The sequence below is a fragment of the Streptomyces sp. NPDC050416 genome, from assembly GCF_044458845.1.
Lineage (GTDB): Bacteria > Actinomycetota > Actinomycetes > Streptomycetales > Streptomycetaceae > Streptomyces.
Genome location: NZ_JBITII010000001.1, coordinates 1033344 through 1058139 on the forward strand (window position 1 = coordinate 1033344; position 24796 = coordinate 1058139).

Consider the following 24796-nt stretch of genomic DNA (forward strand, 5'->3'; position numbering starts at 1 on the left):
ACCGTCATCGGATCCCAGTCGCGTCTGATGACCGGCTTCCAGACGAGGGCCTTCTGGCCGAGAAACAGGAAGTAGCGTCGCTTCTCCTCGCGGTCTGCCACTGCACCTGGCTGAGGCCGAGTGCGCGCGCTTCAGCCAGCGCGGCCTCCATCAGCACCGGACCCACTCCGCGACCCCGGTGGCCGTCCCTCAGGAACAGGCACTCATGCCGTCCTCCCGCGGCGGGGACTGTTCATCCGGCCTGGTCTGCCGTTTGCGGTATTGCGCAGGTGGGGACCCGGCTGCTCATGACCATGACGCCACGCCGTCGGATGCGGCAGAACCGGGTCCTGTGGCTGCTGGACCGCCTGGAACGAGAGCCCCGGGCCGATTCGGTGATAGACGCGATCGGCCGGGGTGTGCGTGCCCTGCCGCTCGGTCGCGGCCGGGACGCGCTGCACGGAAGGTGGCTGGGCCACCCCGTGCATCCGCTGATGGTGCAGGTTCCGATCGGCAGCTGGCTGTCCGCGGCCCTGCTCGATCTACGGCCCGGCCGCTCCCGTGAAGCGGAAGTGCTCATCGGCGTCGGCCTGACCGCCGCCGCCCCCACGGCCCTGGCAGGCTGGGTCGACTGGGCGGAACTGCACCGCCAGCAAAAACGCGTGGGCCTGGTGCACGCCCTGAGTAACGTGACAGCCGTCGCGCTGTACGCCACCTCACTCACCTGCCGCCTCAGGGGACGCCACGCGGCCGGCCGAGCCTACGGCCTGCTGGGACTGACGGCGGTCGGAGTCGGCGGCATGCTGGGCGGCCACCTCGCCTACCGTCAGGCATCCGGCGCCAACCACGCCGAAGAGGTGCCGCACGTGGTCACGGAGGGCTGGCACCGGATCGGGACCGTGGACGAGTTCCCGGCCGGCCGGCCCGTGCGGCGCAGTGTGGACGACGTACCGGTCCTGGTCGTGCGCGAAACCGGCGGCACCGTCCACGCTCTGGCCGACCGGTGCAGCCACCTCGCCGGACCGCTGTCCGAGGGCACGATCGCCGACGGATGCGTCCAGTGCCCCTGGCACGGAAGCGTCTTCCGCCTCTCCGACGGCTGGAACGTACGCGGCCCCGCCACCGCTCCCCAGCCCGCCTTCGACACTCGGATCACCGACGGCAACGTCGCGATACGCCTGCGCCAGAACGACCGGGCGGAGCACGCGGACAACAGCCAGGAGACAGAGCGGCAACCGGGCGCCGCGAAGGAGAGTGTGACCCATGGATTTCCTGGCCACCACGCCTGACAACACAGGTGACGCCGCAGCTGACAAGACGGCTGCCAACCGCCTCGCACCGCGCCTGCGCGAGCTCGCCCGGCGTACCGGACGACGGTACTCCGCAGGGCACGACCGGCCGCTGGGCGGCTATCTCGCGTCCATGACGGGATTCGGAGCGTACACGGCGGCCTGGGCCACGGCGGTGCGGCTGCGCGGGCGCCCCCTGCCCGACCGGCCCCAGCCCTGGGACGTGGTCCTGACCTCGGTCGCCACCTTCCGGCTCAGCAGGCTCCTGAGCAAGGCCTCCGTCACCAGTCCGCTGCGCGCGCCCTTCACGCGGTACGTCGGCCCGCAGGGCCCCGCCGAGCTACACGAGGAGGCGGAGCCGGAGAACGGCAGGGACACCGTCGGCGAGCTGGTGACGTGCCCGTTCTGCACGAGCGTCTGGGTGGTGTCCACCCTGACAGCCGGCCAGTTGCTGTGGCCGCGGGCAACCCGGACCGCCATGGGCGCGCTCGCGGCACTGGCCGGCGCGGACGCGCTGCAACTGGCGTACGGCGCACTGGTGAGCCGGACCACCGGGGACGACTGACCTGGCCCGCGGAGAGCCAGAGTACTGCGGTGCCCACGCCGGCCGCTGCACTGCGTCACAACCCCTGTGCACAGAAGCCCCGCCGAGCCCCGGCGGGGCTTCCCCGTGTCATGGAGCCCGTATGGCGGGGACCTACAGGAAAGTGGACCGCAATGCGGCAAAGGCGTTGGGCTTTGCAGGGGTGAAGGGGCTATGACTTGGTTGGTCGCGAAGAGTCCGGGTCGGATGCTGCGCGTCGGCCGTAAGACGCGTGCCGTCACCGCGTTCTTGCTTCGGGTGCTCGGGAGAGGAGAACCCGAGTGCGACGGTGCTCACGGCGGACGAGAAACCCCACCTACTCAGAGGCCCCGCCGGGCCGCACCTGCGGGGCTTCTCGTCACACGCCGCTGTCAAAGACGCCCCTATAACGGGGGGACGCTGGATGCCGTCCGGGCCGATGCCCACCGGTACGAGTAGTTGCGGGGCGTGGCGTTCAACGAGCCGGGTCAGGCGCCGGTTCAGCTCGTCGATCTGCCCGGTGAGCTGTTCGATGCGCTCGGCGAGCATGCTCAGGGTCATATGGGTGGCCTGGGCCACCGCGTCCTCGTCGCCCTCACCGTCGCGCAGGCCGAGGCGCGCGCAGGTGCGGAACAGCTCGCGGTTGCCCAGACCAGACAAGCGTTCCCGTAGAGCGGGGTCGGCTATGACCAGGACGGCCTTGAGCTGATTGATCGCCTGGGTGCGGGCCTTAACCGCGGAGTCTTGGGCGAGTTTGAACATCCGGGCGCTTTGCACCGGACCGTCGCCAGTTTTGGCCCGGGCCCGGACGCGACCGCTGAGCGGCCCGCGCGGCAGCCTGCGCACCGAGCGGGTCCGACTTCCCGAGCAGACGGCGGGCAGTACGGTCGGGCCGGTTCACTTCGTACACCTGGACGTGGCGAGCCAGCAGGTAGCGGGACAGGCCCGCTCCGAAGGTGCCGGTGCCCTCCACACCGGCCCGGCGCACCGTCCCCAGCTTGCGGGCCCAGCCGAGCAGCCGGTGAGACCCGGCCGCCGTGGCCGGAAAGGACTTGGTGCCCAGTACCTGACCCAGTGGGCAGAGAACGGCGGCCACATGGACCTCGCCGTGCGTGTGACACCATCCCGCAACAACAGTCGACAAGCCCATGACTGGACACTGACTTCGTCCGGACCGGTGACCATCTGCTGCCGCAAGACGAGAGATGGCCTGTTTCCTCGTCCGCTCGCGACCGGCATTGACAGACACCCGAGCCCGGACAGCAGCCTGAGGACAGAGTGCGGGAGGTCGTGCCGCAGATGCATGAGTGTGGCCGTCAACCGGTCGACGCCTTCCATCCGAAGGACCCAACGCGACCCTGCGGATTCTGCTCGACCACTCGGTCGCGGAGATCTTCACGGCCTCCGGCCGCACCCTCACCCCCCGCGTCGACCCGGTCGGCACGGCTGGCGTGCCGACCGGCTCGATGGTGCCGGAGGGCGGGGACTGCGCTGAGTCAGTCGGTCAGGTTGCCATCTTCCAGATGGTCATGGACTTGACGACACCGCCGTCGCCGAAGAGCCGCAGGCCGAGAGAGTCCTGCCGGAAGGGGCAGGCGCGGGTGGTGATGGACTTGTGCGCGTTCGCGTATGCCTCGATCATCGAGCGGTCCAGGAACACATCCAGTGACAACTCTCCCTTGGAGAGCGTCAGCGGACCTTTCTGGATGCCCAGGTCGGCGTCGACGCTGGAGTCGTTTCCGGATCATGTTCGGTCGGCGCCCAGCTGTCCGGCCGGGGCGTCGTAGAACAGGCGGGTCCGCTCTTCGTCCCCGGGGCTGCGCAGCACATCGAGTCCGAAGGTGCCGGCGCTGCCCGTTCCAGGGTCAGCTTGATGTGGAGCATGTCCCCCTTGATGTCTGCCAGGCCCGCGTTGGCGTCGGCGACGGAGGTCGGTTCGCTGATGTTCAGGAGCGGTTCGCCCACATGGAGCCGGGAGACCTCCTCGACCGGGCTGACTCCCAGGTCTCCGTCAGGTCGCATGGACAGTCGGACGGGCAGTCCGGCGTTGTGGGCCCAGCCGGCGTCGTAGTGGGCGCGCTCCGTGCGCCGGTCCTGCGCGATGCTGAAGACGAGGGAGCGCCCCTTGTCGTCGACCGTTCCGCTGGGCCCGGTGAAGTGATCGCCGTAGTCGAGCAGCTTGGGCTCGGTGGTGTCGGGTGTCCATCGGCGGGCCTGAGCGTCCCAGGTGCCGGCCCAGTATGTCCTGGATGTCGCTGGTGACGCGTGCGCATACCTCCGGTGATGTGTTGAGGTGTGTTGAGCAGGCTGATCAGTGCGTTCTCCTGGTCGCGGGCCCGCGGCAGGGCCCCGGGAGCGTGGAACGTGGGTGGGCCGGTGGTCAGGAGCGCTGGACGGGCACGTTGACGTCGTCGACGTTGATGTGGCCCCAGCCGCCCGTCGCCTTGTCGACGACCTCGACGTAGATCCGTTCGCCGATGTGCTCGGACAGGTCGAAGACGACACGGCGGTACTGTTCGGCACCACGCCCGGTTTCCTTGGCCAGCACCTTGCCGTCGTCCGCGCGGACGACGGCGGCGTAGAGCCGGTCGAGGTCGTTGCCGCCGGACACGAGCAGGTCGACCACGCCGTCTCCGCCGAGGACGACGGTGACGGAGCGGAGCACGCCTGTGGCGTCGTCGCCGCCCGCGTTCGGGTTGTAGCCCCACAGGTGGTGGCCGGCCGGGTCGTCCGCCGTCTCGGCCTGGTAGAAGGGTCCGCCCCAGCCCCAGTCGGTGCGGGTGGTCACGTTGGCGTCGCCGAAGGTGGTGCCCGAGACGACGGTCCATCCGGTGAGGTCGCCGGTGGCGAAGTCGTGGTTGGGCAGGGCGTCGACGTTCGTCGGGCCCGGCGGATCGTAGGCGGCGGGCGCGACGGACGTGTCGTAGGAGCCGTTCATGCGCCAGACGTCCAGGGAGACAACCCGGGCGGAGCCGCCCTCACTGGTCAGCCGCAGGCCCGTGGCGTCCTTCCGGGTCGGGTAGACGCGGCTGGTGAGGCTGTTGGTGCCGTTGACGTACGCCTCCAGCATCGAACGGTCGAGCAGGACCCTCAACTTCAGTTGCCCGCCGATGAGTTCGGCCGTGCCGCCGTGGACGCCCTTGCGGACGTCCGGGTCGAGACTGGAGCGGCCGCGGTCGATGGAGAAGCGGTGCTTGCTCGTGTCATAGGAAAGCAGAGTCCGCTCACTGCCGTCGGCGCTCGCCCGGACGGCCAGGGTGACGGTCGTGGCGTCGCGGGGCTCGATGACGGCCTCGATGTCCAGCATGTCGCCGGAGACGCCGGCGAGTCGGCGGTCGGCCTCCTTCACCGAAGCCTGGCGGACCTTGACCAGTCGTCGGCCCCGCAGTCCTGCCGCCTCTTCGATCGGCTCGACTCCGAGGGTTCCGTCCTGGCGCAGCGAGACGCTGACCGGCATGCCGGCGTTGTGGGCCCAGCCGGCCTGGGCGTGCTGCTGTTCGCTGCGGCGGTCCTGGGTGATGCTGAAGAGCACCGAGCGGCCGTCGGGGGTGACGAAGCCGGACGGGCCGGTGAAGTGCTCGCCGAAGTCGAACTCGCGGGGCTTGTCATGGTCGGGCACGAAGCGGAACGCGCGCTTGTCGAAGGTGCCGATCCAGTAGTAGGTGTGCTTGACGGCGTTCGGGTTGAACGCCTCCCACCAGGGGCTGATCAGCAGGATGTGCTTGCCGGTGCGCTTGCCCTTCGGTGCGGGGAGCGGGAGGAGCACCGGCAGTTCCCAGACCTCTCCGGGCTCGGGGACCTTCGCGAGGTCGTTCCAGTGCAGCGGCCCCCGGTACGTCCAGGGTCCCTCGGGCCTGCGCGCGGTGTAGACGAGTGCGGTGCCGCCGTGCTTCTTGGTGACCTGGGTGCCGTTGTGGTCGACGATGCCGCTGCCGACCAACTGGTACCAGACTCCGTCCTCCTCCCAGACGAACGGGTCGCGGAAGTTCTCCGCCCACGCGGTGCCGGGGCCGGCGGGGAGACCGGCCGGGGCCTCGGTGACCGGCTCGGACTTCATGGTCCAGGTGGGCAGGTCCGTGTCGCGGTCGGTCTTGTACGAGGACACGGCCATCCCGGTGCGCTGACGGTAGGGCAGCCGGTCGTCGCCGCCGGTGAAGAAGAGCACCGGCCCCCGGTCGCCGTCGACGTACGCCGAGCCCGACCAGCAGCCGTCCGGCCCGACCGAGTCCCCCGCCGGAGCGAGGGCTATGGGCATGTCCCGCCAGTGCACCATGTCGGTGCTGACGGCGTGTCCCCAGTGGATCTGGCCCCAGAACGGGCCGAGCGGATCGTGCTGGTAGAAGATGTGGTACTTGCCCTTGAAGTACACGGGTGCGTGCGGCTCGTTCATCCAGTGCCAGGGCGGCAGCATGTGGAACTGGGGGCGGTGCCGGTCGCCGTCGAAGCGGGAACGGTTCAACGTCAGGTCCGGGCGGGGCACGCGGTTACCCGGCAGCGCGGCGACCCTCTCGGCGTGCTCCCGCTGGGCGGTGGTGTCGTCCAGGGTGCCGGGGCGGATGACGAGGCTGTCCATCAAGCCCATGTACATGTTGGCGTGGAACTCGCCGTTGAGCAGGGTGGGCCGGTTGTGCCGGCCGATCAACAGCGGCTCGTCGGAGGCCAGTCGGGGGGCCTTGTCGGGAGTGGTGGCGGTGCCGATGAGGCGGCCGTCGCGGTAAAGGCGCAGCTGGTGTGCGGCCGGGTCGTAGCTGGCGGCGACGTGGGTCCATCGGCCCTTGGTGGCCGGCTGGTCCTGGGCTCCCTTGACCTCGATCAGGTCGGTGCCGAAGCCGAGTTGGAAAACGATCCGACCGAAGCGGCGCAGGCCGAGCAGGAAGCCGGTCCTGGCGTCCGGGTCGTGCTGGTTGGCCAGGGCCTGGGGCTTGCCGTCGATGCCGTGCTCGTAGGCGTAGGGGGCGATCCACGCGTCGATGGTCAGGCCCTGGGCGGGGTCCAGCTTGCCGGGGCCCTTGGCGGTGACGACGGTGGAGTAGCCGTCGAAGTACAGCGCCCGGCCGCGTACTCCGCGCCGCCGGACGGGGTCGGTGTCCGGCTTGTAGCGGGCGTCTTCGAAAACGTAGTCGATGGGGTCTGCGGAGCCCGAGACCGCCTCGCGGGCGATCGTGCCGCCGCGCTCGTCGAAGTCCCAGCGGGCGGTAGGACTTTGGGGTCCGCGTCGGTTCTCGGCAGCGGAAGCGGAAGCGAACGAGAGCGGTACGACGGCGCCGCCGATGGCGGCGGACACGACGGTGAGGGCTGTTCTTCTCCTCATGGGCGGGCTCCCTGGGTGGTGCGCGGCAGGTCTGACGCTCTGCCAAATCGGTTTAAGCGAGATGGCTCGGCATCGTTCGCGCCCCGCTCCTGCTAACGCAAGAGCTAATGCATACCGATTTACCTGGCAGTGACAAGGCAGGCGGACAAATCGACATATACCTTCCCCATCTCTCATTCGAGATGTCTGCGGTGTTGACATCCGGCCACGGGCGCATCAATCTCTTCGCAACTTGCTAATCCGATTTACCACGGAGCTGAGCAGTACATGTCTGAACGTCGTGTGACCATGGCCGATGTCGCCCGCCATGCGGGCGTCTCGCCGACGACCGCGTCGTTCGCCCTGTCCGGTCGCACCGACATGCGTATCTCCGACGCCTCCCGCCAGAAGGTGCTGGACGCCGCGAAGGAGCTGGGCTACCGCCCCAACGTCACCGCGCGCAGCCTGCGGACGAAGTCGACGCAGACCATCGGGTTCGTCTCGGACCGGATCACCACGACACCCTTCGCGGGCGAGGTGATCCGCGGCGCGATGGAGGCCGCCCGGGAACGGGACAACCTGCTCTTCATCACTGAGGCCGGCGGCGACCGCGACGCCGAGTCCTCGCTGGTCCACGCACTGCTGGACCGCCAGGTCGACGCGATGATCTACGCGTCCATGTTCACCCGGTACGTCACTCCGCCCAAAGAGCTCTTCGGGCGCCGCGTGGTCCTGCTGAACTGCCTCGCCCCCGGCTTCGAAGCCCCGTCCGTCGTCCCCGACGAACTGGAGGCCGGCCGGGACGCGGCCCGCGCCCTGCTCGCGGCCGGCCACACCGAGGGCATCTGGGCGATCGGCGGCCACCAGGCCGTCCCGGCCACGCCCGAGGGGATCATCGCCGGCAACGAGCGCATGCGCGGCCTGGAGGAGGTTCTGCGGGAGGGCGGCGCGCGCCTGGACGGTGTCATCGAGTGCGACTGGGACACGCGGGACGGCTACCGGGAGGTCTCCGCGTTGCTCGCGGCGGGTCACCGTCCCCGGGCGCTGGTGTGCCTGGCCGATCGGGTGTCCCTCGGCGCCTACCAGGCGCTCGGCGAGGCAGGTCTGTCGGTGCCCGGCGATGTGTCGGTGGTCTCCTTCGACGACCAGGACATCGCGTCCGTACTGCGCCCGGCGCTCACCACTCTGAAGCTGCCGCACTACCAACTGGGTCGACTCGCCGTGGAGCTCATTCTCCGCAGGGGGCCGCTCGAAGCAGTCGTCCACCGTGTGCCCATGCCGCTGCGGGAACGTGCCTCCATCGGCGCCCCCGCCGGGGGCTGACACCGGGCGCCCGAAGACGGTTGTCCCGCCGCCAGGAGCTCTGACCCTCCGGGCGGCGGGACGACCACCAAGAACAGCGACCGTCGCAACCGGTCGCCAAGGCGGGTCCGGCAAGACCCGTCTCAGTGAGATGGAGGAACCCTCGTGGTGTTCAGAACCAGGCGCCTCGCTGGTGCGAGTGTAGCTGTGGCAGCGGCGACCGCGCTGGTCGCCGGATGCGCGACCGGCAGCGGCGGCAGCACGTCCGGAGCCGACGGCGACACATTGACCCTGTGGACGCACAACGCCGGCAACTCGACCGAACTTGACGTCGTCAAGAAGATCATCAAGGACTTCAACGGCTCCCAGAGCAAGTACAAGGTCAAGCTCCAGGCGTTCCCGCAGAGCGACTACAACAACTCCGTCGTCGCTGCCGCCTCGGCCCGCAAGCTGCCCTGCCTGCTCGACGTGGACGGGCCCAACGTGGCGAACTGGGCGTGGGGCGGCTACCTCGCCCCGATCGACGTCTCCGGCAGCGAGGTCCCGCTGTCCGACCAGCTGCCCAGCACCGTCGGTCGCTACAAGGACAAGGTCTACGGCTTCGGCTTCTACGACGTGTCCCTGGCCTTCTTCGCCCGCAAGTCGGTGCTGAACAAGTACGACATCCGCATCCCCACCATGGACAAGCCGTGGACGAAGACCGAGTTCGACGCGGCGCTCGCCGAGCTGAAGAAGAGCGGGAAGTTCACGTACCCGCTGGAGATGGGCACCGGCGGCACCGGTGAGTGGTGGTCGTACGCGTACTCCCCGCAGCTGCAGAGCTTCGGCGGTGACCTGGTCAACCGCGACGGCTACAAGACCGCCTCGGGCACCCTCAACGGCAAGAAGTCCGTGGAGTGGGCGACCTGGTTCCGCTCGCTGGTGTCCAAGGGCTACATGTCCAAGAAGTCCGGCGCCGACCCCAACAAGGACTTCCTGGCCGGCAAGAGCGCCATCCAGTGGGACGGCAGCTGGAACGCCACCAAGAACGCCGACAAGCTCGGCGACGATCTGGCGATCATCCCGCCGGTCGACTTCGGTAACGGTCCCAAGATCGGCGGCGCCTCCTGGCAGTGGGCGATGAGCTCCACCTGCTCCAACAAGGCCGGCGCGCAGGCGTGGCTGAAGTTCTCCCGCCAGACCAAGTACTTCGTCGACTACGCCAGGGCCACCGGCACTCTCCCGGGCACCGAGGCCGCATCCAAGCAGATCGACGGCTACCAGCCGGGCGGAAAGTACAACGTGCTCGTCCAGTTCGCGCGCAAGTACGCGGAGGTACGCCCGGTGACCCCGGCCTACCCCTACATCTCCACCGAGTTCGAGAAGGCGGCCCAGGACATCCTGTCCGGCGCCGATCCCGAGAAAGCTCTGGGCCAGGCCGCCAAGGACATCGACAACAACCTGAAGACGAACAACTACAACGCCGGCTGACCCTGCTCCGGTCCGGTTCGGGCCCCGACCGCACCTCCCCGCGCGCCCGAACCGGACCGGCCCCCCTGGAGCTACCGTGACCACCATGATCGCAGCCCTTGAGCGGCTGCGTCCGGTCCGGCGAACCCGAACGACCAACGCACGCCGCCGTGAGAGCCTCACCGCCGTCGGCATGGCCACCCCGGCCGTCGTGCTGCTGATCGTCTTCCTCGTCGTACCGGTCGCCCTCGCCTTCGCCCTGGCGTTCACCGACGCGAGGCTGATCTCACCCACCCCGGCCCGCTTCGTGGGCCTTCGCAACTTCACCCAGCTCTTCGAAGACCCGGTCTTCTACAAGTCCCTGCGCAACACGGCGTACTTCGCCGCCGTCGTCGTCCCGCTCCAGGCCGGGGTCGCCCTGGCGCTGGCGCTGCTGGTCAACGCGAAGGTGCGGGGCGTCAACTTCTTCCGCACCGTCTACTTCCTGCCGGTCGTCACCTCGATGGTCGTCGTGTCCCTCCTGTGGACCTTCCTCTACCGGCAGGACGGCCTGGTCAATCACGTCATCTCGGCGCTCACCCTCGGACATGTCAACGGCCCGGACTGGCTGGGTAACCCGGACACCGCCATGCCCGCCATCATCCTGATGTCGGTGTGGCAGGGCGTCGGCTTCCACATGATCATCTGGCTGGCCGGTCTCCAGACCATCCCTGCCGAGCTGTACGAGGCCGCCGACCTGGACGGGGCCACCCGCTGGCACCGCTTCCGCCACGTCACCTGGCCCGGACTGCGCGCCACCCGCACCTTCGTGCTGGTCACCATCACCATCGCGGCGTTCAGCCTCTTCACCCAGATCAGGGTGATGACGCAAGGCGGCCCGCTCGACTCCACCACCACGGTCGTCTACCAGGCCGTGCACACCGGCTACGACCAGCAGCAGACCGCGTACGCCGCGGCGATCTCGCTGATCTTCTTCGTGCTCGTGCTGGCCGTGTCCCTCGTCCAGCGTTTCCTGACCCGGGAGAAGGACTGACATGACCTACGTCCTCAAGCACCTCGGCGGTCACGTCGGCCGTGTCGTCCTGGCCCTGGTCTTCGCGCTCCCACTCGTCTTCATGCTGGTCTCGTCGCTCAAGCCGGACGACCAGATCTTCGGCGACCTGGGCTCGCTGCGCGCCTTCCTGCCGGTCGGAGCCCTGTCGCTGGACAACTACACGGCCGTGTTCGAGCGAGTCCCGGCGGCACAATTCCTGCTGAACTCCGTACTGATCTCCTCGATCACCGTCGTGCTCGGCATCATCGTCAACAGCATGGCTGCCTTCGCCCTGTCCCGCATGCGCTGGCCCGGCCGCAAGCTCGTCCTGACCGGCATCATCGCCACCCTCATCGTGCCGTTCGAGACCTTCGCCCTGCCGCTGGTGTGGTGGGTCAATCAACTGCCGCTGCTCCGCGTCAACGGCTTCCACCTGGAGTGGACCACCGGCTGGATGGACACCTACCAGGTCCAGATCGTGCCGTTCGTCGCCAACGCCTTCTCGATCTTCTTCTTCCACCAGTACTTCCAGAGCATCCCCAAGGAGATCGACGAGGCGGCGATCGTGGACGGCGCCGGCTGGTTCACCATCTACCGGCGCATCGTCATGCCGCTGTCCGGCCCGGCCGTCGCCACCGTCGCCATCCTCACTTTCCTGCCCGCCTGGAACTCCTACCTGTGGCCGCTGATGGTCGTGCAGAGCGAGAACCTGCGGCCGGTGATGGTGGGCATCTCCTACTTCTTCCAACTCAACGTGGGCTGGGGCCAGATCATGGCCTACTCGTCCATGATCACCGTGCCGATCCTCGCCCTGTTCGTGGCGTTCCAGCGGTCGTTCGTGAACAGCATCGCGTCGACGGGCGTGAAGGGCTGAACCCGCGCCCGCGCAACGCACCGCGTTTCTCCACCCCTCTTCTTCCCGTGTGCTTCGCGCACCCCGAGAAAGGCCCCGTGTGTCCACGCCGCCTGCTGACCCCCACCTTCCTGCCGTGCATCTGCGCCCCCCGCGCAACTGGATCAACGACCCCAACGGGCTGGTCTTCCACGACGGCCACTACCACGTCTTCTTCCAGTACAACCCGTACGGCCCGCGGCATTCGAACGTGCACTGGGGCCACTACCGCAGCCCCGACCTGATCAACTGGGAACCTCTCCCGGTGGCCCTCGCCCCCACTCCCGGCGGCTACGACGCCGACGGCTGCTTCTCCGGAAACGCTGTCTCCGACGACGGACGCATGGTGGCCTTCTACTCGGCCCACCGCACCGATCGCTGGTGGCAGCCGGTGACCACCGCCGAGTCGTACGACGGCGGAATCACCTGGGCCAAACGCCCCGAGCTGCTCATCCCCGAGCCGCCCGCCGACACCACCATGTACCGGGACCCCTACGTCTGGCAGCAGGATGGCCGCTGGCGGATGCTGGTCGGCTCGGCGCTCGCCGACGGCCGCGCCGCGGCGCAGCTGTACGAGTCCGACGACCTGGAGCACTGGGAGTACCGCGGCCCCTTCCACGCCAGCGATGCCGGGGCCGGCTCCGGCCCGGTCGGATGGGAATGCCCCCAGTACGCGACCTTCGGCGACAGCGGCGTCCTGATCATCAGCGACTGGACCCCGCGGGGCGGCCCCAGCCACACGACCGTCCATACCGGCCGCGCGCAGGACGGATGCTTCACGGCGACCGCGGCCCCGGTGCCGCTCGATCACGGCCCCGACTTCTACGCCCCCGCGCTGCTGAGGGCCCCCGGGGAGGACCGCTGGCTGCTGTGGGGCTGGGCGTGGGAAGCCCGCGACGACGCCTGGGCGCACGAAGCAGGCTGGGCAGGCACCCTCACTCTCCCCCGCGAGGTGACCCTCGCCGCCGACGGAACGGTCGTCCAGCGCCCCGCTCGCGAACTGCTCGCGCTGCGTGGCGAACGCGTACTGCACCGCACCGGGCACGTCACACAGTCCGGGGCGGCCGAACTCGGCCAGGTCAGCCGCGCCTTCGACCTCACTGCCGTCCTGACCCCGGACACCACCGGCACGAGCGGCTTGCGCCTGGTCACCTCCGCGGACGACACCGAGTACCTCGACATCAGCCTCGATCCCACCACCGGCCAGCTCACCGTGGACCGCAGCCACGCGTCACTGGATGCGAGGGCGCGGGGAGGCTCGTATGCCGTCCGGTGCCCAGCCGCGACGGCCGGCACCCCCGTGGAGCTACGCGTGATCGTGGACCGTTCGATCGCCGAGGTCTATCTCGGCGACGGCCGGGTCCTCACCCTCAGGTTCTATCCACTCGCCGAGGGACCATGGCGACTGCAGGCCCGCACGACAGGCACGGGCCGCAGCGACTTTACAGTCGAGGCATGGAACCTGACCCCGGGCGGAATCCGTCAGGAACCGCTGCTGGCGAGCCAAGGGCAGGACGCGTAACGCGCCGCTGTCCCACGTGTCCTCAAAACGCCGTCCTCACGTCGAAGCGGGTGAGGACGGCACCGTCGTCGACCTACACGTTGACCTCGGCGTACCAGCCGGACCCAGGCACAGGAGCCGCACCCCCACGCCCTCCCTCAGAAGGGCAGAGAGTCACCATGACCCGACATGGCTCCCCCAGCAGTGTCACCGTCCTTGGCGAGTGCGTCGCCGGCACCTTCGCCGACCCTGGCCGGTCCAGCCTCGGTGAACTCGCACTGCGCGCCATGCCCGGTGGCGGTCCCGCCAACACCGCCGTCGCCCTCGCCCGGCTCGGCACCCCACCCGCTTCCTCGGACGGTTCTCCAACGACGTCTTCGGCGCCGACTTCCTCAAGTGCGCCCTGGAAGCGGACAAGCTGAGGGAGGTCATCGACCGCACGATCACCGATCTGGCAACCGTCGGCGCCCCCGCCACCTGGGTCCTCTCCAACCACGACGAGACCCGCCACGTCACCCGTTACGGCCGCGCCGACACCGGCGTCACGACCCCGATGCGCGACCAGGGCCACCCCACCGACCTCGCGCTCGGCACCCGCCGAGCACGGGCGGCGGCCCTGCTGATGCTGGCCCTGCCCGGCGGCGCGTACATCTACCAAGGCGAGGAACTCGGCCTGTACGAGGTCGAAGACCTCCCCGAGTCGGCCCTTCAGGACCCCACCTGGGAACGCTCCGGCCACACGATCCGAGGCCGCGACGGCTGCCGCGTCCCCCTCCCCTGGGCCGGCGACACCCCGCCCTTCGGCTTCAGCACGTTCGGGTCCGCCACCCCCTGGCTCCCCCAGCCCGACGACTGGAAGTCCTACACCGCCGAAGCCAACCAGACCGACCGCACCTCCATGCTCCAGCTGTACCGCTCCGCCCTGCGCCTGCGTCGCACCCACCCCGGCCTGCGGGGCGAGGAATTCCACTGGCTGGACAGCCCCGCCGGCACGCTCCTCTTCGAACGCGGCACCGGCCTGCTGTGCGCGGTCAACCTCACCGACCAGCCGATCCCGCTCCCCGACACCACCAGCCCCCTCACCGCCTCGGGACCGCTGATCAAGGACGGGCTGCTGCCTGCCGACACCACGGTCTTGCTGCACCGGGACTGACGAACGCAAACGGGATCACCCCCGGCCGACCTCCCCCGCGCGCCCAGTCGCGCCCTGCGTCCAGCGGCTCCTGCATGCCGGCCACCATGCGGGCGAAGCCGGGTGCCCTGCGTACCGGCAAACCGCATCATGGCGAAGAAAGGCGAAACTCGAATTCGGGACGGTCCCACGGCACGGCGGGCGGGTTCGCGAGCGCGGTCCCGATCCGTACCGCACCTGCGCGGTGGTAGAAGCCCTCGGCGGGAAGATGCGACACGACCTTGACACGGTCGAGCCCGGCGGCACGGGCCTCGGACCGCATGTGCGCGACGAGCAGCCGTCCAATACCCCGTCCTTGCGCTTCGTCGGCGACGAACAGCAGATCGAGCTCCGGTGGAGCGAGGACGAGCGAGTAGAACCCGAGGACCTGGCCTCCATGCTCGTCGGCGCCGACGGCCACAAAGGCGCGGTGGGCCTCGATGTAATCAGGACCGACCCGGTAGCCCTCGACTGCGGCCGCGTACTTACCCTCGTAGGCGCCTGAGCCACGCACGAGCCGCGTGAGCCGTTTGGCATCCCGCGCAACGGCCCTCCGTATCGTGACCGGCCGGCCGACCGGGGAAGTGCGTGAACTCATCGGGAGAGTATTTCGCACCGGGGCGTGCCGTCGCGCGGCGGGTCGGCTGCTCGGGGAGGATTCCCGCACCGCTCCCGGGGACCGCCTGCCCAGGCCCCGATCGACGCGTGCCGTCGCCGTGTCCTTGCTTCGAGCGGCTCCCAAGAGGACAACCGAGTGCAACGGCGCCCGCGCCGGCGTTGTAACCCACCTCTGCCAGAATGCCTTCACCTGGCATTTCGCGCTCATCTTGGACTGGCCTGGACGCCCACGGACGGTCTCTACCCGGCTTCGTGGCTCGACGCGACTCGCCGCGTCCTCCCCTGGCAGGACACGGGGCCGTGGCTGCGGAGACCGCATCGCCGGTCGCACCCGTACCCTTCATGGTGTCCACGGCGTCACATAGCGGGCGCCGAACCCTCTGGAGGCCACACCCCGTGCTGATCGCTCAGCGTCCGTCCCTGACCGAAGAGGTCGTCGACGAGTTCCGCTCCCGGTTCGTGATCGAGCCGCTGGAGCCGGGCTTCGGTTACACCCTCGGCAACTCCCTGCGCCGTACGCTCCTGTCCTCGATCCCGGGTGCGGCGGTCACGTCCGTCCGCGTCGACGGTGTCCTGCACGAGTTCACCACCGTGCCGGGCGTCAAGGAGGACGTCACCGACCTGATCCTCAACATCAAGCAGCTGGTCGTCTCCTCGGAGCACGACGAGCCGGTCGTGATGTACCTGCGCAAGCAGGGCCCGGGTCTGGTCACCGCCGCCGACATCGCGCCGCCGGCCGGTGTCGAGGTGCACAACCCCGACCTCGTCCTGGCCACGCTCAACGGCAAGGGCAAGCTGGAGATGGAGCTGACGGTCGAGCGCGGCCGCGGTTACGTCTCCGCCGTGCAGAACAAGCAGGTCGGCCAGGAGATCGGCCGGATCCCGGTCGACTCGATCTACTCGCCGGTGCTCAAGGTCACGTACAAGGTCGAGGCAACGCGTGTCGAGCAGCGGACCGACTTCGACAAGCTGATCGTCGACGTCGAGACCAAGCAGGCCATGCGTCCGCGTGACGCCATGGCGTCGGCCGGCAAGACCCTGGTCGAGCTGTTCGGTCTGGCCCGTGAGCTCAACATCGACGCCGAGGGCATCGACATGGGCCCGTCTCCGACGGACGCCGCCCTCGCCGCCGACCTGGTCCTGCCGATCGAGGACCTGGACCTCACCGTCCGGTCGTACAACTGCCTCAAGCGCGAGGGCGTCCACTCCGTGGGTGAGCTCGTGGCGCGTTCCGAGGCCGACCTGCTCGACATCCGCAACTTCGGCGCGAAGTCCATCGACGAGGTCAAGGAGAAGCTCGCCGGCATGGGCCTGAACCTCAAGGACAGCCCGCCCGGATTCGACCCGACCTCCGCCGACGTCCTCGGCGCGCCCAACGACGGGGACCCGGGGTTCGTGGAGACCGAGCAGTACTGACCGCCGCGCCGCGCCGGGCGGGGAGGAGACCGCTGCCCGGACTTGCGCGCACAGCCAGGTGGGTCGTCGTCCTCGGCGGGTAGACGGGGCGGCATGGCTGAAGTCGTACAGGCGGGATTGTGGGGGCTGTTGGCGGGCTCGGCGCTGCTGTTCGGTGCCGCGCTCGGGTACGGGCTGCGGGTTCCGCAAAAGGTGATCGCGACCGTGATGGCCTTCGGGGCCGGGGTGCTGATCTCGGCGGTGTCCTTCGAACTGGTCGGGGAGGCGTACGAGCAGGCGGGGCTCGCTCCCGCGGCCGTCGGCACCCTCATCGGCGCCCTGGCCTACACCGGGGGCAACGTGTGGCTGGCGCGCCGGGGCGCGCGCCACCGCAAGCGCTCCGGTCACGAGCGGGCGCGGGCGCAGCCCTCGGAGGCCGAGCAGGGTGGGTCCGGGACGGCGCTCGCGCTCGGCGCCCTGCTCGACGGTGTGCCGGAATCCGCGGTGATCGGCGTCAGCCTGCTCGACGGCGGCACGGTCAGCCTCGTGACCGTGGCCGCGGTGTTCATCAGCAACGTTCCCGAGGGGCTGTCCAGTTCGGCGGGGATGAAGAAGGCCGGCCGCGCCAAGGGGTACGTCTTCGGCGTCTGGGCGGCGATCGCCGCGGCCGGCACGGTGTCGGCCGTCCTCGGTTACACGGTGGTCGGTTCCTTCTCCCCCACCGTGATCGCCGCGATGACCGCGGTGGCGGCCGGGGCGATCCTCGCCATGATCGCCGACACGATGATCCCCGAAGCGTTCGACGACGCCCATCTGGCCATCGGACTGATCACCGTCAGCGGCTTCCTCGTCTCCTTCGCCCTCTCTCACACCTGACCGCTGTGCCTTCACGACAGGCCTCAGGTCAGCGCAGCAGTCGCAGGGCGAGGCGGGGAGCACGGCCGACCAAGGCGGCCGCGGTCACCCCGACCGCCGCGCCGACGGCGACGTCGGACGGGTAGTGCGCTCCCGTGTGCACGCGTTCGGCGGCCACCGCGACGGCCGGCACCGCACACACCGCGCCCGCCCAGGGCCACACCGACGCCACCGCGACGCTGAACGCCACCCCTGCGGCGGTGTGCCCGGAGGGGAAGGACGGCGAGTCGGGGCGGTCGTCGACCTCCTCGTGCGAGATCCATTCCTTCGGCGGCCGACGCCGATTACACACAGGCTTGAGGACGCAGTTCGAGGCCAGTTCCGCCACGGCCATGCTCGCCAGGCCGGCGATCGCGGCCCTGCGTCCCCGCCACCCGGCGGCGGACAGAGCCACGGCCGCGCCCCACCACAGCTTGGTGTGCTCGGCGGTCTCCTCCACCGCCGGCAGGACCCGCCGGACACAGTCCGATCGCCACGACGCCACCCACCGTGTCAGCCGATGATCACCCTCATGAAGATCCGCCAGCACTCCCATGACCTGCGACTTCCCGGTCTGAAGGGCACCTAACTCCCTGCGGGCCGGAGCGGGTCGCCTTCGCCGGTGTGCCGGACGGGGACACGGGTACGCGGAGCCCGTTCCCAACCTGACCGAGGGAGTGTTTCCCATGGCGCACCCGACGCTCGACGACGTGCTGGGCGCTCTGCGGAACGTGGACTTTCCCGCAGACAAGAACGAGCTGCTGGAGGCGGCCCGTTCCGCCGGTGCCTCCGGCGAGGTGCTGTCCGCTCTGCGTGGCATCCCGCCGGAGACCTACAACAACCGGGAAGACATCGCCCGTTCCGTGCGGACCGATCCCGACACGGATCTGGGACACAGCCCGGCCCAGCGCGGTGAACAGGCCCGCCAGGGCGGCAAGCCAGGTATGTCGCAGCACCTGCGCGAGGTGCCCAGGACACCGATCGAGGAAGAGCTGGACCGCTGACCAGGACGGTGGCCCGCGGAGGACCGGTCCGTCACGGACCCTGCGGCGGGGCCCTACACCGAGGCCCATGAACAGGTCCTGGCGGCGCTGAGCCGGGCCCAGGAGGAACGCCAGGGGGAGGCCGTCCACCTGGACGAGGTGGCGCGGGCCGCGGGGCTGTGCCGCGAGGAGACCTCCGGCGTGCTGCACGAACTGGTGACCGTGCACCGTCTCGCAACGGAGCCGGCGGGGTCCGACGCCCCTGACCTGGGGCCTCGGTTCGAGATGAAGCCACGCTTGTGACGCGTTCACCGTGCGGTACCGGACCGCAGGTGCCCTCCCGGCTCGGCGGCGGTCGCCGGGCCGGAGGTGTCCGGGCCCCGGGCGTGGGCACCCAGTGGCCATGGACGCATGGAGTTCACCCCTGATCGATCGTTCTCTGCCGGCTCTCGTGCAGGGTTACTCCTGGTTGCCCGGCCTGCTGCGCGAGCGCCCTGACGGCGTGGCGCGCACCCGGGTGATGGGCAAGCCCGCGCTCGCCGTGCGGGGACCCGAGGCGGTGCGGTTCTTCTACGACGAGCACAACGTGCACCGCGACGGCGCCCTCCCGGGACCCGTGCTGAGCACGTTGTTCGGCCACGCCGCCGTCCACACGCTCGACGGCGGCGCCCACCGTGCCCGCAAGGAGTTCTTCCTGCCGTTGCTGCAGGCCGACCGCATCGCCGGTCTCGTCGAACATGTCCTCCCCGCGTGGGACGACGCGGTGCGGGAGTGGAGCAGGGCCGAACAGGTCGTGCTCTTCGACGAGGCGAGTGTCGTGCTGACCCGTGGCGTGTGCCGCTGGGCTGGCGTCCCGCTCGACGAGGACACCGGGGAGGCGGAGCATCTCGCCCGCGACCTGGTCGCCATGGTGGACGGCTTCGCCACCGCCGGGCCCCGGCACTGGCGGGCCCGGCGCGCCCGAAACCGGCAGGAGGAACGCTTCACCCGGCTGGTCGAGGAGGTCCGCTCGGGCGATGCCGCCGCCCCCGACGGATCTGTGCTCGCGGCTGTGTGCCGGCACCAGGAGGCCACCGGTGAGCCGCTGCCCCCGCACACGGCGGCCGTCGAACTGCTGAACGTCATCCGGCCCACCGTCGCCGTCTGCTGGTTCGTCGCCTATACGGCGCACGCGCTGCATCTGCATCTGCGGCCGGACCAGCGCGACCGCCTGCGCGGCGGCGACACCGCCTACACCGCCGCGTTCGTGCACGAGGTGCGCCGCTTCTACCCGTTCGCGCCTTTCCTCGGCGGCCTCGCCGCGCGGGACCTGTCGTGGCGGGACGTCCCGGTCCCGGCCGGCGCGATGGTACTGCTCGACGTCTTCGGGCAGAACCACGACAAGGAGCTGTGGGGCGACCCGTACGCCTTCCGCCCCGAGCGGTTCCTCGAACACGCGGTCCAGCGCGATGAACTCATCCCGCAGGGCGGTGCCGAACCGCGCACCGGCCACCGCTGCCCCGGCGAGGGCCTCACCATCGGGCTGCTCGAAGCCCTCGTGCTCCGCCTGGCCGGCCTCGAGTACACCGTCCCCGACCAGGACCTGCGCATCTCGCTGCGGCGCATCCCGGCGCGGGTGCGCAGCGGCTTCGCCGTACGGGACGTACGGGTGCCGAGCGGCTCGCCCTCGGCCGGGACGGCCTCCGGCACCGGTGTCCCCGCGCGACGGGCCCTGGCCGACGTGACCGAGAAGGGATCGTAGGGCCTCTCACTCTCCTCCGGACGGGTCTCCGTCGCGGAGCATGCGCAGCACCGCCCGTTCGACGGGTCCGTGCGTGGCGGGGATGCCGTACGGGCCCTCGTCGCCGAGATGAGACAGCGCGGGCGCGACCGTCACGCCCTCCTCGTACAACTCGATCACCCGTGGGTTGATGTAGGAGGCGCGGCAGACCGCGGGCGTGTTGCCGAGGTACCCGGAGACCTCGCGCGCGGCCCGGGTGATGGCCCGGCGCCGGGCGGTCTCGCTGCGCGCCACGGGTTGTGAGACGGCCAGTGCCACGGCCGCCATGACGGTGGCGTGCCAGGTACGGAAGTCCTTGGCGGTGATCTCCAGTCCGGCGAGTTCCCTGAGGTACGCGTTGACGTCATCGCCGGTCACGTCATGCCAGGCGCGCCCCTCCCAGTAGGCCAGGAGCCGGTCACCGCCGCCCCGGCGCCGCAGCAACGCGGTGAGGCTGCGGCAGGCGGCAGGGTCCGCGACGGTCTGGATGATCTCCTTGCCGTGCTTGCCGGTGTAGGTGAACAGGACCGCGCCGGCGCGGCAGCGGGAGTGCTCGCGCAGCAGCGTGGTGAGGCCGTAGCTGTTGTTCTGTTCGGTGTAGCGGTCGCTGCCGATGCGGAAGAAGCCGAGGTCGAGCAGGCGCACGGCCGTGGCCAGGACCCGCTGCCGGGTCAGGCCCCGGTCGCTCAGGTGCCCTTCGACGGCCTCGCGCACCGCGGGCAGGGTCTCGGCGACGTCGAGCACGTGCTCGTGCTTGGCCTCCTCCTGTTCGGCGCGGAACTGAGGGTGGTACAGGTACTGGCGGCGGCCGGCGGCGTCGGTGCCGACGGCCTGCAGATGCCCGTTGGCCCTGGTGCAGATCCACACGTCCCGCCAGGCCGGCGGTATGACCAGTGCCCGGATCCGGGCCAGCTCCCCGGGATCGCGCAGCGGTTCCCCGTGGGTGTCCAGGTAGCGGAAGCCGCGTCCGTGGCGCAGGCGGCGGTACCCGGGGTCGGTGGGGCGGCTGTGGAAAAGACGCATCCCGACCTCCAGCCATTCAAGCTCTGTCGTGTCGGTACCCGCCCACCTCCCTCGCACACCGGGCTCGCCGCCTCCACCGAAGTGCTCAGCCCTCCACGCCGGTGGCGGAGTCGGACGCGCCCACGGGCTTGGACTCCGGCGATCCGCGCTGCCTCAGGTAGATGGAGAGGACGGCCATGGAGGCGACGGCCAGGAGTTCGGACTGCCAGTTCTGCAGGGTCCGGCTCCAGAAGTCCGCAGCCGACAGGTACTCCGCCCAGCTGACGGGGGCTTGCAGCCGGCGCAGTTGCTCCTCGTTGTAGGCGGCGACACCGGTGACGGACTGGGTCAGCCAGGACAGCAGGAAGACGGCGCCCATCACCAGCCCCAGGGAGCGGGAGTACACCAGGCCCCGCCAGTCCCTGGCCGCGGCCCAGCGCGGAGATTCCTCCGTGGCGTGACGCCCCACCATCTGGTCCTTGTCGGACTCGGTACCGGCCCTGTCCAGTTCCTTGGACTCCGGTGAACCGCGTTGCAGCAGCCAGACGGTGGCGAAGATGTAGAGGAAGAACTGCAGGTATTCCGACTGCCAGTTCTCCGTGACGTCGACGGCGAAGTCCGACGACGCGAGGTAGGCACCGAAGTCGAGGGGCGCCATGCCGTCCGAGACGATCTGGTTGTTGAACTCCGCGTGTCCGGCCACGGCCTGTCCGGCGAGGGCGAGCAGAAACGTGGTCAGGAAGAAGAGACCGAGACCGTTGTGGCGGAGGAAGCGCCGCACACGACGCCGAGGCGGTGCGCTGTCCCCGCCGTGCTCCGACGCGGGGGTCACCGGTGCATCAGTCCCAGCGCCATGAAGTACGCCAGGCCGGCCACGATCACGAGCAGAGTTCCGGCGAACAACGTCCTCACGGTCTTCTCACCCGCCCTTGAGCTCGCACTGGTACGGGCGCTGCGGCCGGGGCCGGCATCCGGCCGCGGTGACCTTCCACCCCGTGGGAAAGTGCGCCAGGAAGACGGTGTCTCGGTCCAGCACCACCCGGGCCTGTTCACCGTAGACGTCGACGCGGCGTACGGCGCCCGCCGACGGAAGGCTCTGCTCGCCGATCGCCCGGGCGCAGCGGCGCTTGGCCGACTGCTCGAGTTCCTCCCTGGTGGCCGGTGCGAGGGCGGCGCACAGTCGTCCCCGCTGCCCGGCGTCCAGGGCCCGCTCGAAGCGCGTCACTTGTGCCGTGACGCCGTCGCGCCGCTCCGACGGCGTTCCGCAGGCGCCGGTCATGCCGAGGACCACCACCACCGCCACCGTGCCGGGGCCGTACCACCGTCCTGACATCCCGCCTCCCGTGCGGCCCCGGGCCCTGTCCGTCCGAGCCGGTCCTGTCAGCCCTGCTTTCCGCGTCCGGTGAGCATGTCGCGCAGGCGGTCGACCATGCCCGCACCGGGCGCGAGGAGTTTGTTCGCGGGCGGGGTGTCCGGCGCGGACGGGTGCGGACGGGTCGGAGCGTGCTCCTTGGCCGAGCGGACCTTCTCACCGAGCTCGTCCAGGGCCTCGGCGGAGCAGACGTCGGCCAGCATCGGGAAGAGCCGGTTCTCCTCGTCGCTGACGTGCGCCGTGACGGAGTTCTTCAGCCGCAGGATCAGCGTGTCGAAACGCCCGTCACCGGGTCGGCAGCCCTCGAGTTCCTTGAGCATGCGCTCGACTTCGGCGTGGTCGGCGATCTCCTTGTCGGCGAGGTCGTCTCCCCCATCGACGTACCGGCGCACCGCCGGATACAGGTACTCCTCCTCGGCCACCGAGTGCCGGATCAGCTCCATGGTGAGCCGGTCCGCCAGGTCGCGCCGCTGCTCGTCGGCCCCGGGCAGTGCTTCGATCTGCGCGAAGAGGTCGTCCACCTCGCGGTGATCAGCCGTCAGTTCCTGGATGACGTTTCCGCCGTGTCCCATGGGTTCTCCAGTCCTTTGTCGTTCTGAGGCCGGTGTCGTTCCGGGGCCGGGTGCCCACCGGCTCCGTCCGGCACTCCACCGGCGCCGCCCAGCACGGATACCTGCCACGCCCCCGCACCCAGGACCTCACGGTGTTTCAGCACTTCACTCCGGTGGCCGAAAGGATCGGACCGCGGCTCCTCGCATCGCGGCCCCTGACCGGCGTGCAGGGCCGTGTGACGGACAAGGCTTATGGCGGCTTTCGGCGGGAACACGGAGTCGTGCCCGAAAAGGGCAACGAACGGAAGGAGTTGTCGTGTCGTTCCTGTGGGCGATCATCGCTGGGCTCATCATCGGCCTGCTGGCCAAGCTCGTTGTTCCCGGACGTCAGCCCATCCCCCTGTGGCTGACGGTCCTCATGGGTATCGTCGGCGCCGTCGCCGGCAACGCGCTCGCCACCGCGTTCGGGGTGCGCGACACCGGCGGTATCGACTGGATCCGCCACGTCTTCCAGGTCGGCATCGCGGCCGTCCTCATCGCATTCGTCACCCCACTGTGGGCACGGCGACGCGCCTGACGACCCAGTTCATGGTGCGGACTCCCTCGGCGCCCGGGGTCCCTGGTGACGGTCGGCCGCGACCGCACGGGGCCGGGCGGCGGGGACCCTCTCGCCGGCCCGGCCCGGCAACCCGGACCGGGCCGGCGAGAGGGTCTCGGGGCCGTGAAGGCGGCTTCGTGCCATGACCCGGCGCACGCGGAGCCCGAAGGTCCGGGCGGACGCGTGCGGGCACGACCGGACCGGGGAGCTGCGCCGCGCCGCCCGGGAGCGCTTCGGCTGGAGTGAGCTGAGGCCTGTTCCTGTCCCCGGAGCAGCCGGCCAAGGACAGTGCGCTGCAGTGGATGCGTGAGCTGGACCCCGCGCTGTTCCTCGTCGACAAGGCCCACTGCGTCTCCGTGTGGGGACACGACTTCCGCCCCGACTACCTGGGCCGGTGGGAGGCGGCCGAACGCCTGGGCCGCCCGTCGATGCCGCCAGACGTGTCGCCGTCTCACACTGGGCGGCCGGAGCACGCGCCCCGGGCATCCACTACACGGCCACCCGCAAGGACGCTGAAACCCATGCGGCGCGGCTGCGCCAGGACTGCGTCGACGCCGAGGTCTGCACGCGGGGATGAAGGCGGCGGAACGGCGGCGGATCCACGAGGCTTCCTGGCCGGCCGGCCCGCCGTCGTGGTGGCCACCTCCGCGTTCGCTGCTCGGCAAGGACGTCCCGCACAGCGGCAACCGGGTGGCGCAGCTCTGCGGCCTGTCCCGCCGGAAGACCACCGACCTGCCCATCCTGCTGGAAGAGGCCGGACCCCTGGCCGTCGAGGGCAGGCGCCGCGCGGTTCGGGCAGCGGGCCTCCTCCACGGCGTCGGGGGCCGGTGCGCCGTACGAGCCGCACGACAGGGTCCGTCACGCCGAATGGGGCACGGGCACGGTCGTGCGCGTGGAGGAGGACCGCCTCGTCGTGCTGTTCGAGCAGGTCGGGTACAAGACGCTGTCCATGGCGGCCGTACAGGAGAGCGACCTGCTGGTCGGCGCGTGAGCCGCACCGGCCGAGCGGGTCCGCCGCGCGACGGACAGCCCACCGGGTGCGACCTCGCCCGGGCGCCGGCACCCTCTCCGAAGGTGCCGCTGGTCGAGTGCCGCCGCGGGGGCGGTTCGGCGCGGGAGCCGCTGCCCGGGGCCCATGAGGTCAAGCATTGGCCGG

At 70.1% G+C, this 24796-nt stretch carries 24 protein-coding genes and 3 pseudogenes; 15 read left to right on the forward strand and 12 right to left on the reverse strand.

Features of this window, described 5'->3' with window-relative positions; all coding sequences use genetic code 11:
- Positions 1-4: 4 nt before the first annotated feature.
- Positions 5-199 carry a GNAT family N-acetyltransferase gene (locus tag ACIBL4_RS04630; RefSeq protein ID WP_399406589.1) on the reverse strand — a complete coding sequence of 65 codons (195 nt, stop codon included), beginning with the start codon at positions 197-199 and terminating at the stop codon, positions 5-7.
- A gap of 112 nt (positions 200-311) precedes the next feature.
- Between ACIBL4_RS04630 and ACIBL4_RS04635 the strand changes: the two genes are divergently transcribed.
- On the forward strand, positions 312-1268 hold the full coding sequence (locus tag ACIBL4_RS04635) for a Rieske 2Fe-2S domain-containing protein (RefSeq protein ID WP_399406591.1): 957 nt from the start codon (positions 312-314) through the stop codon (positions 1266-1268).
- Positions 1243-1833, forward strand: a complete 591-nt coding sequence (locus tag ACIBL4_RS04640; protein ID WP_399406420.1) for a DUF1360 domain-containing protein — start codon at positions 1243-1245, stop codon at positions 1831-1833. The genes ACIBL4_RS04635 and ACIBL4_RS04640 overlap by 26 nt, the downstream gene beginning before the upstream one ends.
- Positions 1834-1965: 132 nt before the next feature.
- Here the strand turns inward: ACIBL4_RS04640 and ACIBL4_RS04645 are convergent, their stop codons facing one another.
- The 5 genes and pseudogenes from ACIBL4_RS04645 to ACIBL4_RS04665 all read right to left on the reverse strand — a co-directional run bounded on the left by ACIBL4_RS04645 (position 1966) and on the right by ACIBL4_RS04665 (position 7141).
- Positions 1966-2592 (reverse strand): hypothetical protein, encoded by a 627-nt coding sequence (locus tag ACIBL4_RS04645; RefSeq protein WP_399406422.1) that lies wholly within the window; start codon positions 2590-2592, stop codon positions 1966-1968.
- The gene (locus ACIBL4_RS04650) at positions 2561-2980 is read right to left on the reverse strand and encodes a transposase (protein WP_399406424.1); all 420 of its coding nucleotides are present in this window, start codon (positions 2978-2980) and stop codon (positions 2561-2563) included. The genes ACIBL4_RS04645 and ACIBL4_RS04650 overlap by 32 nt, the downstream gene beginning before the upstream one ends.
- A gap of 354 nt (positions 2981-3334) precedes the next feature.
- Positions 3335-3658, reverse strand: a pseudogene (locus ACIBL4_RS04655) (GH32 C-terminal domain-containing protein).
- A gap of 197 nt (positions 3659-3855) precedes the next feature.
- A pseudogene (locus ACIBL4_RS04660) lies at positions 3856-4071 on the reverse strand (hypothetical protein); the annotation flags it as partial.
- Between the two features lie 139 nt (positions 4072-4210).
- Positions 4211-7141: a GH32 C-terminal domain-containing protein gene (locus ACIBL4_RS04665; protein ID WP_399406426.1), complete on the reverse strand. Its 2931-nt coding sequence runs from the start codon at positions 7139-7141 to the stop codon at positions 4211-4213.
- Between the two features lie 267 nt (positions 7142-7408).
- Here ACIBL4_RS04665 and ACIBL4_RS04670 point away from each other — a divergent pair, with 267 nt between their 5' ends.
- From ACIBL4_RS04670 to ACIBL4_RS04700, 7 genes and pseudogenes are all read left to right on the forward strand, one after another.
- Positions 7409-8443, forward strand: coding sequence for a LacI family DNA-binding transcriptional regulator (locus ACIBL4_RS04670; protein WP_399406428.1), 1035 nt, complete (start codon positions 7409-7411; stop codon positions 8441-8443).
- Between the two features lie 186 nt (positions 8444-8629).
- Positions 8630-9892 carry an ABC transporter substrate-binding protein gene (locus ACIBL4_RS04675; RefSeq protein WP_399406430.1) on the forward strand — a complete coding sequence of 421 codons (1263 nt, stop codon included), beginning with the start codon at positions 8630-8632 and terminating at the stop codon, positions 9890-9892.
- Positions 9893-9977: 85 nt separating this feature from the next.
- Positions 9978-10904, forward strand: coding sequence for a carbohydrate ABC transporter permease (locus ACIBL4_RS04680; RefSeq protein ID WP_399406432.1), 927 nt, complete (start codon positions 9978-9980; stop codon positions 10902-10904).
- 1 nt (position 10905) lies between these two features.
- On the forward strand, positions 10906-11778 hold the full coding sequence (locus ACIBL4_RS04685; protein WP_399406434.1) for a carbohydrate ABC transporter permease: 873 nt from the start codon (positions 10906-10908) through the stop codon (positions 11776-11778).
- 115 nt (positions 11779-11893) lie between these two features.
- On the forward strand, positions 11894-13318 hold the full coding sequence (locus ACIBL4_RS04690; protein WP_399406436.1) for a glycoside hydrolase family 32 protein: 1425 nt from the start codon (positions 11894-11896) through the stop codon (positions 13316-13318).
- 158 nt (positions 13319-13476) lie between these two features.
- Positions 13477-13688 (forward strand): annotated as a pseudogene (locus ACIBL4_RS04695) (PfkB family carbohydrate kinase); the annotation flags it as partial.
- Positions 13689-13700: 12 nt separating this feature from the next.
- Positions 13701-14450, forward strand: coding sequence for an alpha-amylase family glycosyl hydrolase (locus ACIBL4_RS04700; RefSeq protein ID WP_399406593.1), 750 nt, complete (start codon positions 13701-13703; stop codon positions 14448-14450).
- A 127-nt stretch (positions 14451-14577) separates the two neighbouring features.
- Here ACIBL4_RS04700 and ACIBL4_RS04705 read toward each other — a convergent pair whose 3' ends face one another.
- Positions 14578-15066 carry a GNAT family N-acetyltransferase gene (locus ACIBL4_RS04705; RefSeq protein ID WP_399406438.1) on the reverse strand — a complete coding sequence of 163 codons (489 nt, stop codon included), beginning with the start codon at positions 15064-15066 and terminating at the stop codon, positions 14578-14580.
- Positions 15067-15482: 416 nt separating this feature from the next.
- On the opposite strand from ACIBL4_RS04705, the gene ACIBL4_RS04710 reads away from it, so the two are divergent.
- Positions 15483-16502: a DNA-directed RNA polymerase subunit alpha gene (locus ACIBL4_RS04710; RefSeq protein WP_399406440.1), complete on the forward strand. Its 1020-nt coding sequence runs from the start codon at positions 15483-15485 to the stop codon at positions 16500-16502.
- Positions 16503-16595: 93 nt separating this feature from the next.
- The gene (locus tag ACIBL4_RS04715) at positions 16596-17357 is read left to right on the forward strand and encodes a ZIP family metal transporter (RefSeq protein ID WP_399406442.1); all 762 of its coding nucleotides are present in this window, start codon (positions 16596-16598) and stop codon (positions 17355-17357) included.
- A gap of 28 nt (positions 17358-17385) precedes the next feature.
- Here ACIBL4_RS04715 and ACIBL4_RS04720 read toward each other — a convergent pair whose 3' ends face one another.
- Entirely contained in the window at positions 17386-17835 is a 450-nt protein-coding gene (locus ACIBL4_RS04720; protein WP_399406444.1) for a phosphatase PAP2 family protein, read from the reverse strand.
- Between the two features lie 226 nt (positions 17836-18061).
- Between ACIBL4_RS04720 and ACIBL4_RS04725 the strand changes: the two genes are divergently transcribed.
- On the forward strand, positions 18062-18379 hold the full coding sequence (locus tag ACIBL4_RS04725; protein ID WP_399406446.1) for a DUF2795 domain-containing protein: 318 nt from the start codon (positions 18062-18064) through the stop codon (positions 18377-18379).
- 382 nt (positions 18380-18761) lie between these two features.
- Complete coding sequence (locus ACIBL4_RS04730; protein ID WP_399406448.1) at positions 18762-20099, forward strand: cytochrome P450; 1338 nt, start codon at positions 18762-18764, stop codon at positions 20097-20099.
- Positions 20100-20105: 6 nt separating this feature from the next.
- Here ACIBL4_RS04730 and ACIBL4_RS04735 read toward each other — a convergent pair whose 3' ends face one another.
- From ACIBL4_RS04735 to ACIBL4_RS04750, 4 genes are all read right to left on the reverse strand, one after another.
- Entirely contained in the window at positions 20106-21140 is a 1035-nt protein-coding gene (locus ACIBL4_RS04735; protein ID WP_399406450.1) for a DNA topoisomerase IB, read from the reverse strand.
- An 85-nt stretch (positions 21141-21225) separates the two neighbouring features.
- Positions 21226-21951 (reverse strand): DUF6766 family protein, encoded by a 726-nt coding sequence (locus ACIBL4_RS04740; RefSeq protein ID WP_399406452.1) that lies wholly within the window; start codon positions 21949-21951, stop codon positions 21226-21228.
- Positions 21952-22038: 87 nt separating this feature from the next.
- Complete coding sequence (locus tag ACIBL4_RS04745; protein WP_399406454.1) at positions 22039-22452, reverse strand: hypothetical protein; 414 nt, start codon at positions 22450-22452, stop codon at positions 22039-22041.
- A gap of 47 nt (positions 22453-22499) precedes the next feature.
- Complete coding sequence (locus ACIBL4_RS04750; protein WP_399406456.1) at positions 22500-23063, reverse strand: hemerythrin domain-containing protein; 564 nt, start codon at positions 23061-23063, stop codon at positions 22500-22502.
- A gap of 295 nt (positions 23064-23358) precedes the next feature.
- On the opposite strand from ACIBL4_RS04750, the gene ACIBL4_RS04755 reads away from it, so the two are divergent.
- Both ACIBL4_RS04755 and ACIBL4_RS04760 read left to right on the forward strand, forming a co-directional pair.
- Complete coding sequence (locus ACIBL4_RS04755; protein ID WP_356925472.1) at positions 23359-23619, forward strand: GlsB/YeaQ/YmgE family stress response membrane protein; 261 nt, start codon at positions 23359-23361, stop codon at positions 23617-23619.
- 913 nt (positions 23620-24532) lie between these two features.
- Positions 24533-24631 carry a hypothetical protein gene (locus tag ACIBL4_RS04760; protein ID WP_399406458.1) on the forward strand — a complete coding sequence of 33 codons (99 nt, stop codon included), beginning with the start codon at positions 24533-24535 and terminating at the stop codon, positions 24629-24631.
- Positions 24632-24796: the final 165 nt, after the last annotated feature.

Coding starts and splice junctions, on each gene's coding strand:
- ACIBL4_RS04635 (WP_399406591.1), top strand. CDS start 312: ATGCGGCAGAACCGGGTCCTGTGGCTGCTGGACCGCCTGGAACGAGAG.
- ACIBL4_RS04640 (WP_399406420.1), top strand. CDS start 1,243: ATGGATTTCCTGGCCACCACGCCTGACAACACAGGTGACGCCGCAGCT.
- ACIBL4_RS04645 (WP_399406422.1), bottom strand. CDS start 2,592: ATGTTCAAACTCGCCCAAGACTCCGCGGTTAAGGCCCGCACCCAGGCG.
- ACIBL4_RS04650 (WP_399406424.1), bottom strand. CDS start 2,980: ATGGGCTTGTCGACTGTTGTTGCGGGATGGTGTCACACGCACGGCGAG.
- ACIBL4_RS04665 (WP_399406426.1), bottom strand. CDS start 7,141: ATGAGGAGAAGAACAGCCCTCACCGTCGTGTCCGCCGCCATCGGCGGC.
- ACIBL4_RS04670 (WP_399406428.1), top strand. CDS start 7,409: ATGTCTGAACGTCGTGTGACCATGGCCGATGTCGCCCGCCATGCGGGC.
- ACIBL4_RS04680 (WP_399406432.1), top strand. CDS start 9,978: ATGATCGCAGCCCTTGAGCGGCTGCGTCCGGTCCGGCGAACCCGAACG.
- ACIBL4_RS04685 (WP_399406434.1), top strand. CDS start 10,906: ATGACCTACGTCCTCAAGCACCTCGGCGGTCACGTCGGCCGTGTCGTC.
- ACIBL4_RS04705 (WP_399406438.1), bottom strand. CDS start 15,066: ATGAGTTCACGCACTTCCCCGGTCGGCCGGCCGGTCACGATACGGAGG.
- ACIBL4_RS04715 (WP_399406442.1), top strand. CDS start 16,596: ATGGCTGAAGTCGTACAGGCGGGATTGTGGGGGCTGTTGGCGGGCTCG.
- ACIBL4_RS04725 (WP_399406446.1), top strand. CDS start 18,062: ATGGCGCACCCGACGCTCGACGACGTGCTGGGCGCTCTGCGGAACGTG.
- ACIBL4_RS04730 (WP_399406448.1), top strand. CDS start 18,762: ATGGACGCATGGAGTTCACCCCTGATCGATCGTTCTCTGCCGGCTCTC.
- ACIBL4_RS04735 (WP_399406450.1), bottom strand. CDS start 21,140: ATGCGTCTTTTCCACAGCCGCCCCACCGACCCCGGGTACCGCCGCCTG.
- ACIBL4_RS04745 (WP_399406454.1), bottom strand. CDS start 22,452: ATGTCAGGACGGTGGTACGGCCCCGGCACGGTGGCGGTGGTGGTGGTC.
- ACIBL4_RS04750 (WP_399406456.1), bottom strand. CDS start 23,063: ATGGGACACGGCGGAAACGTCATCCAGGAACTGACGGCTGATCACCGC.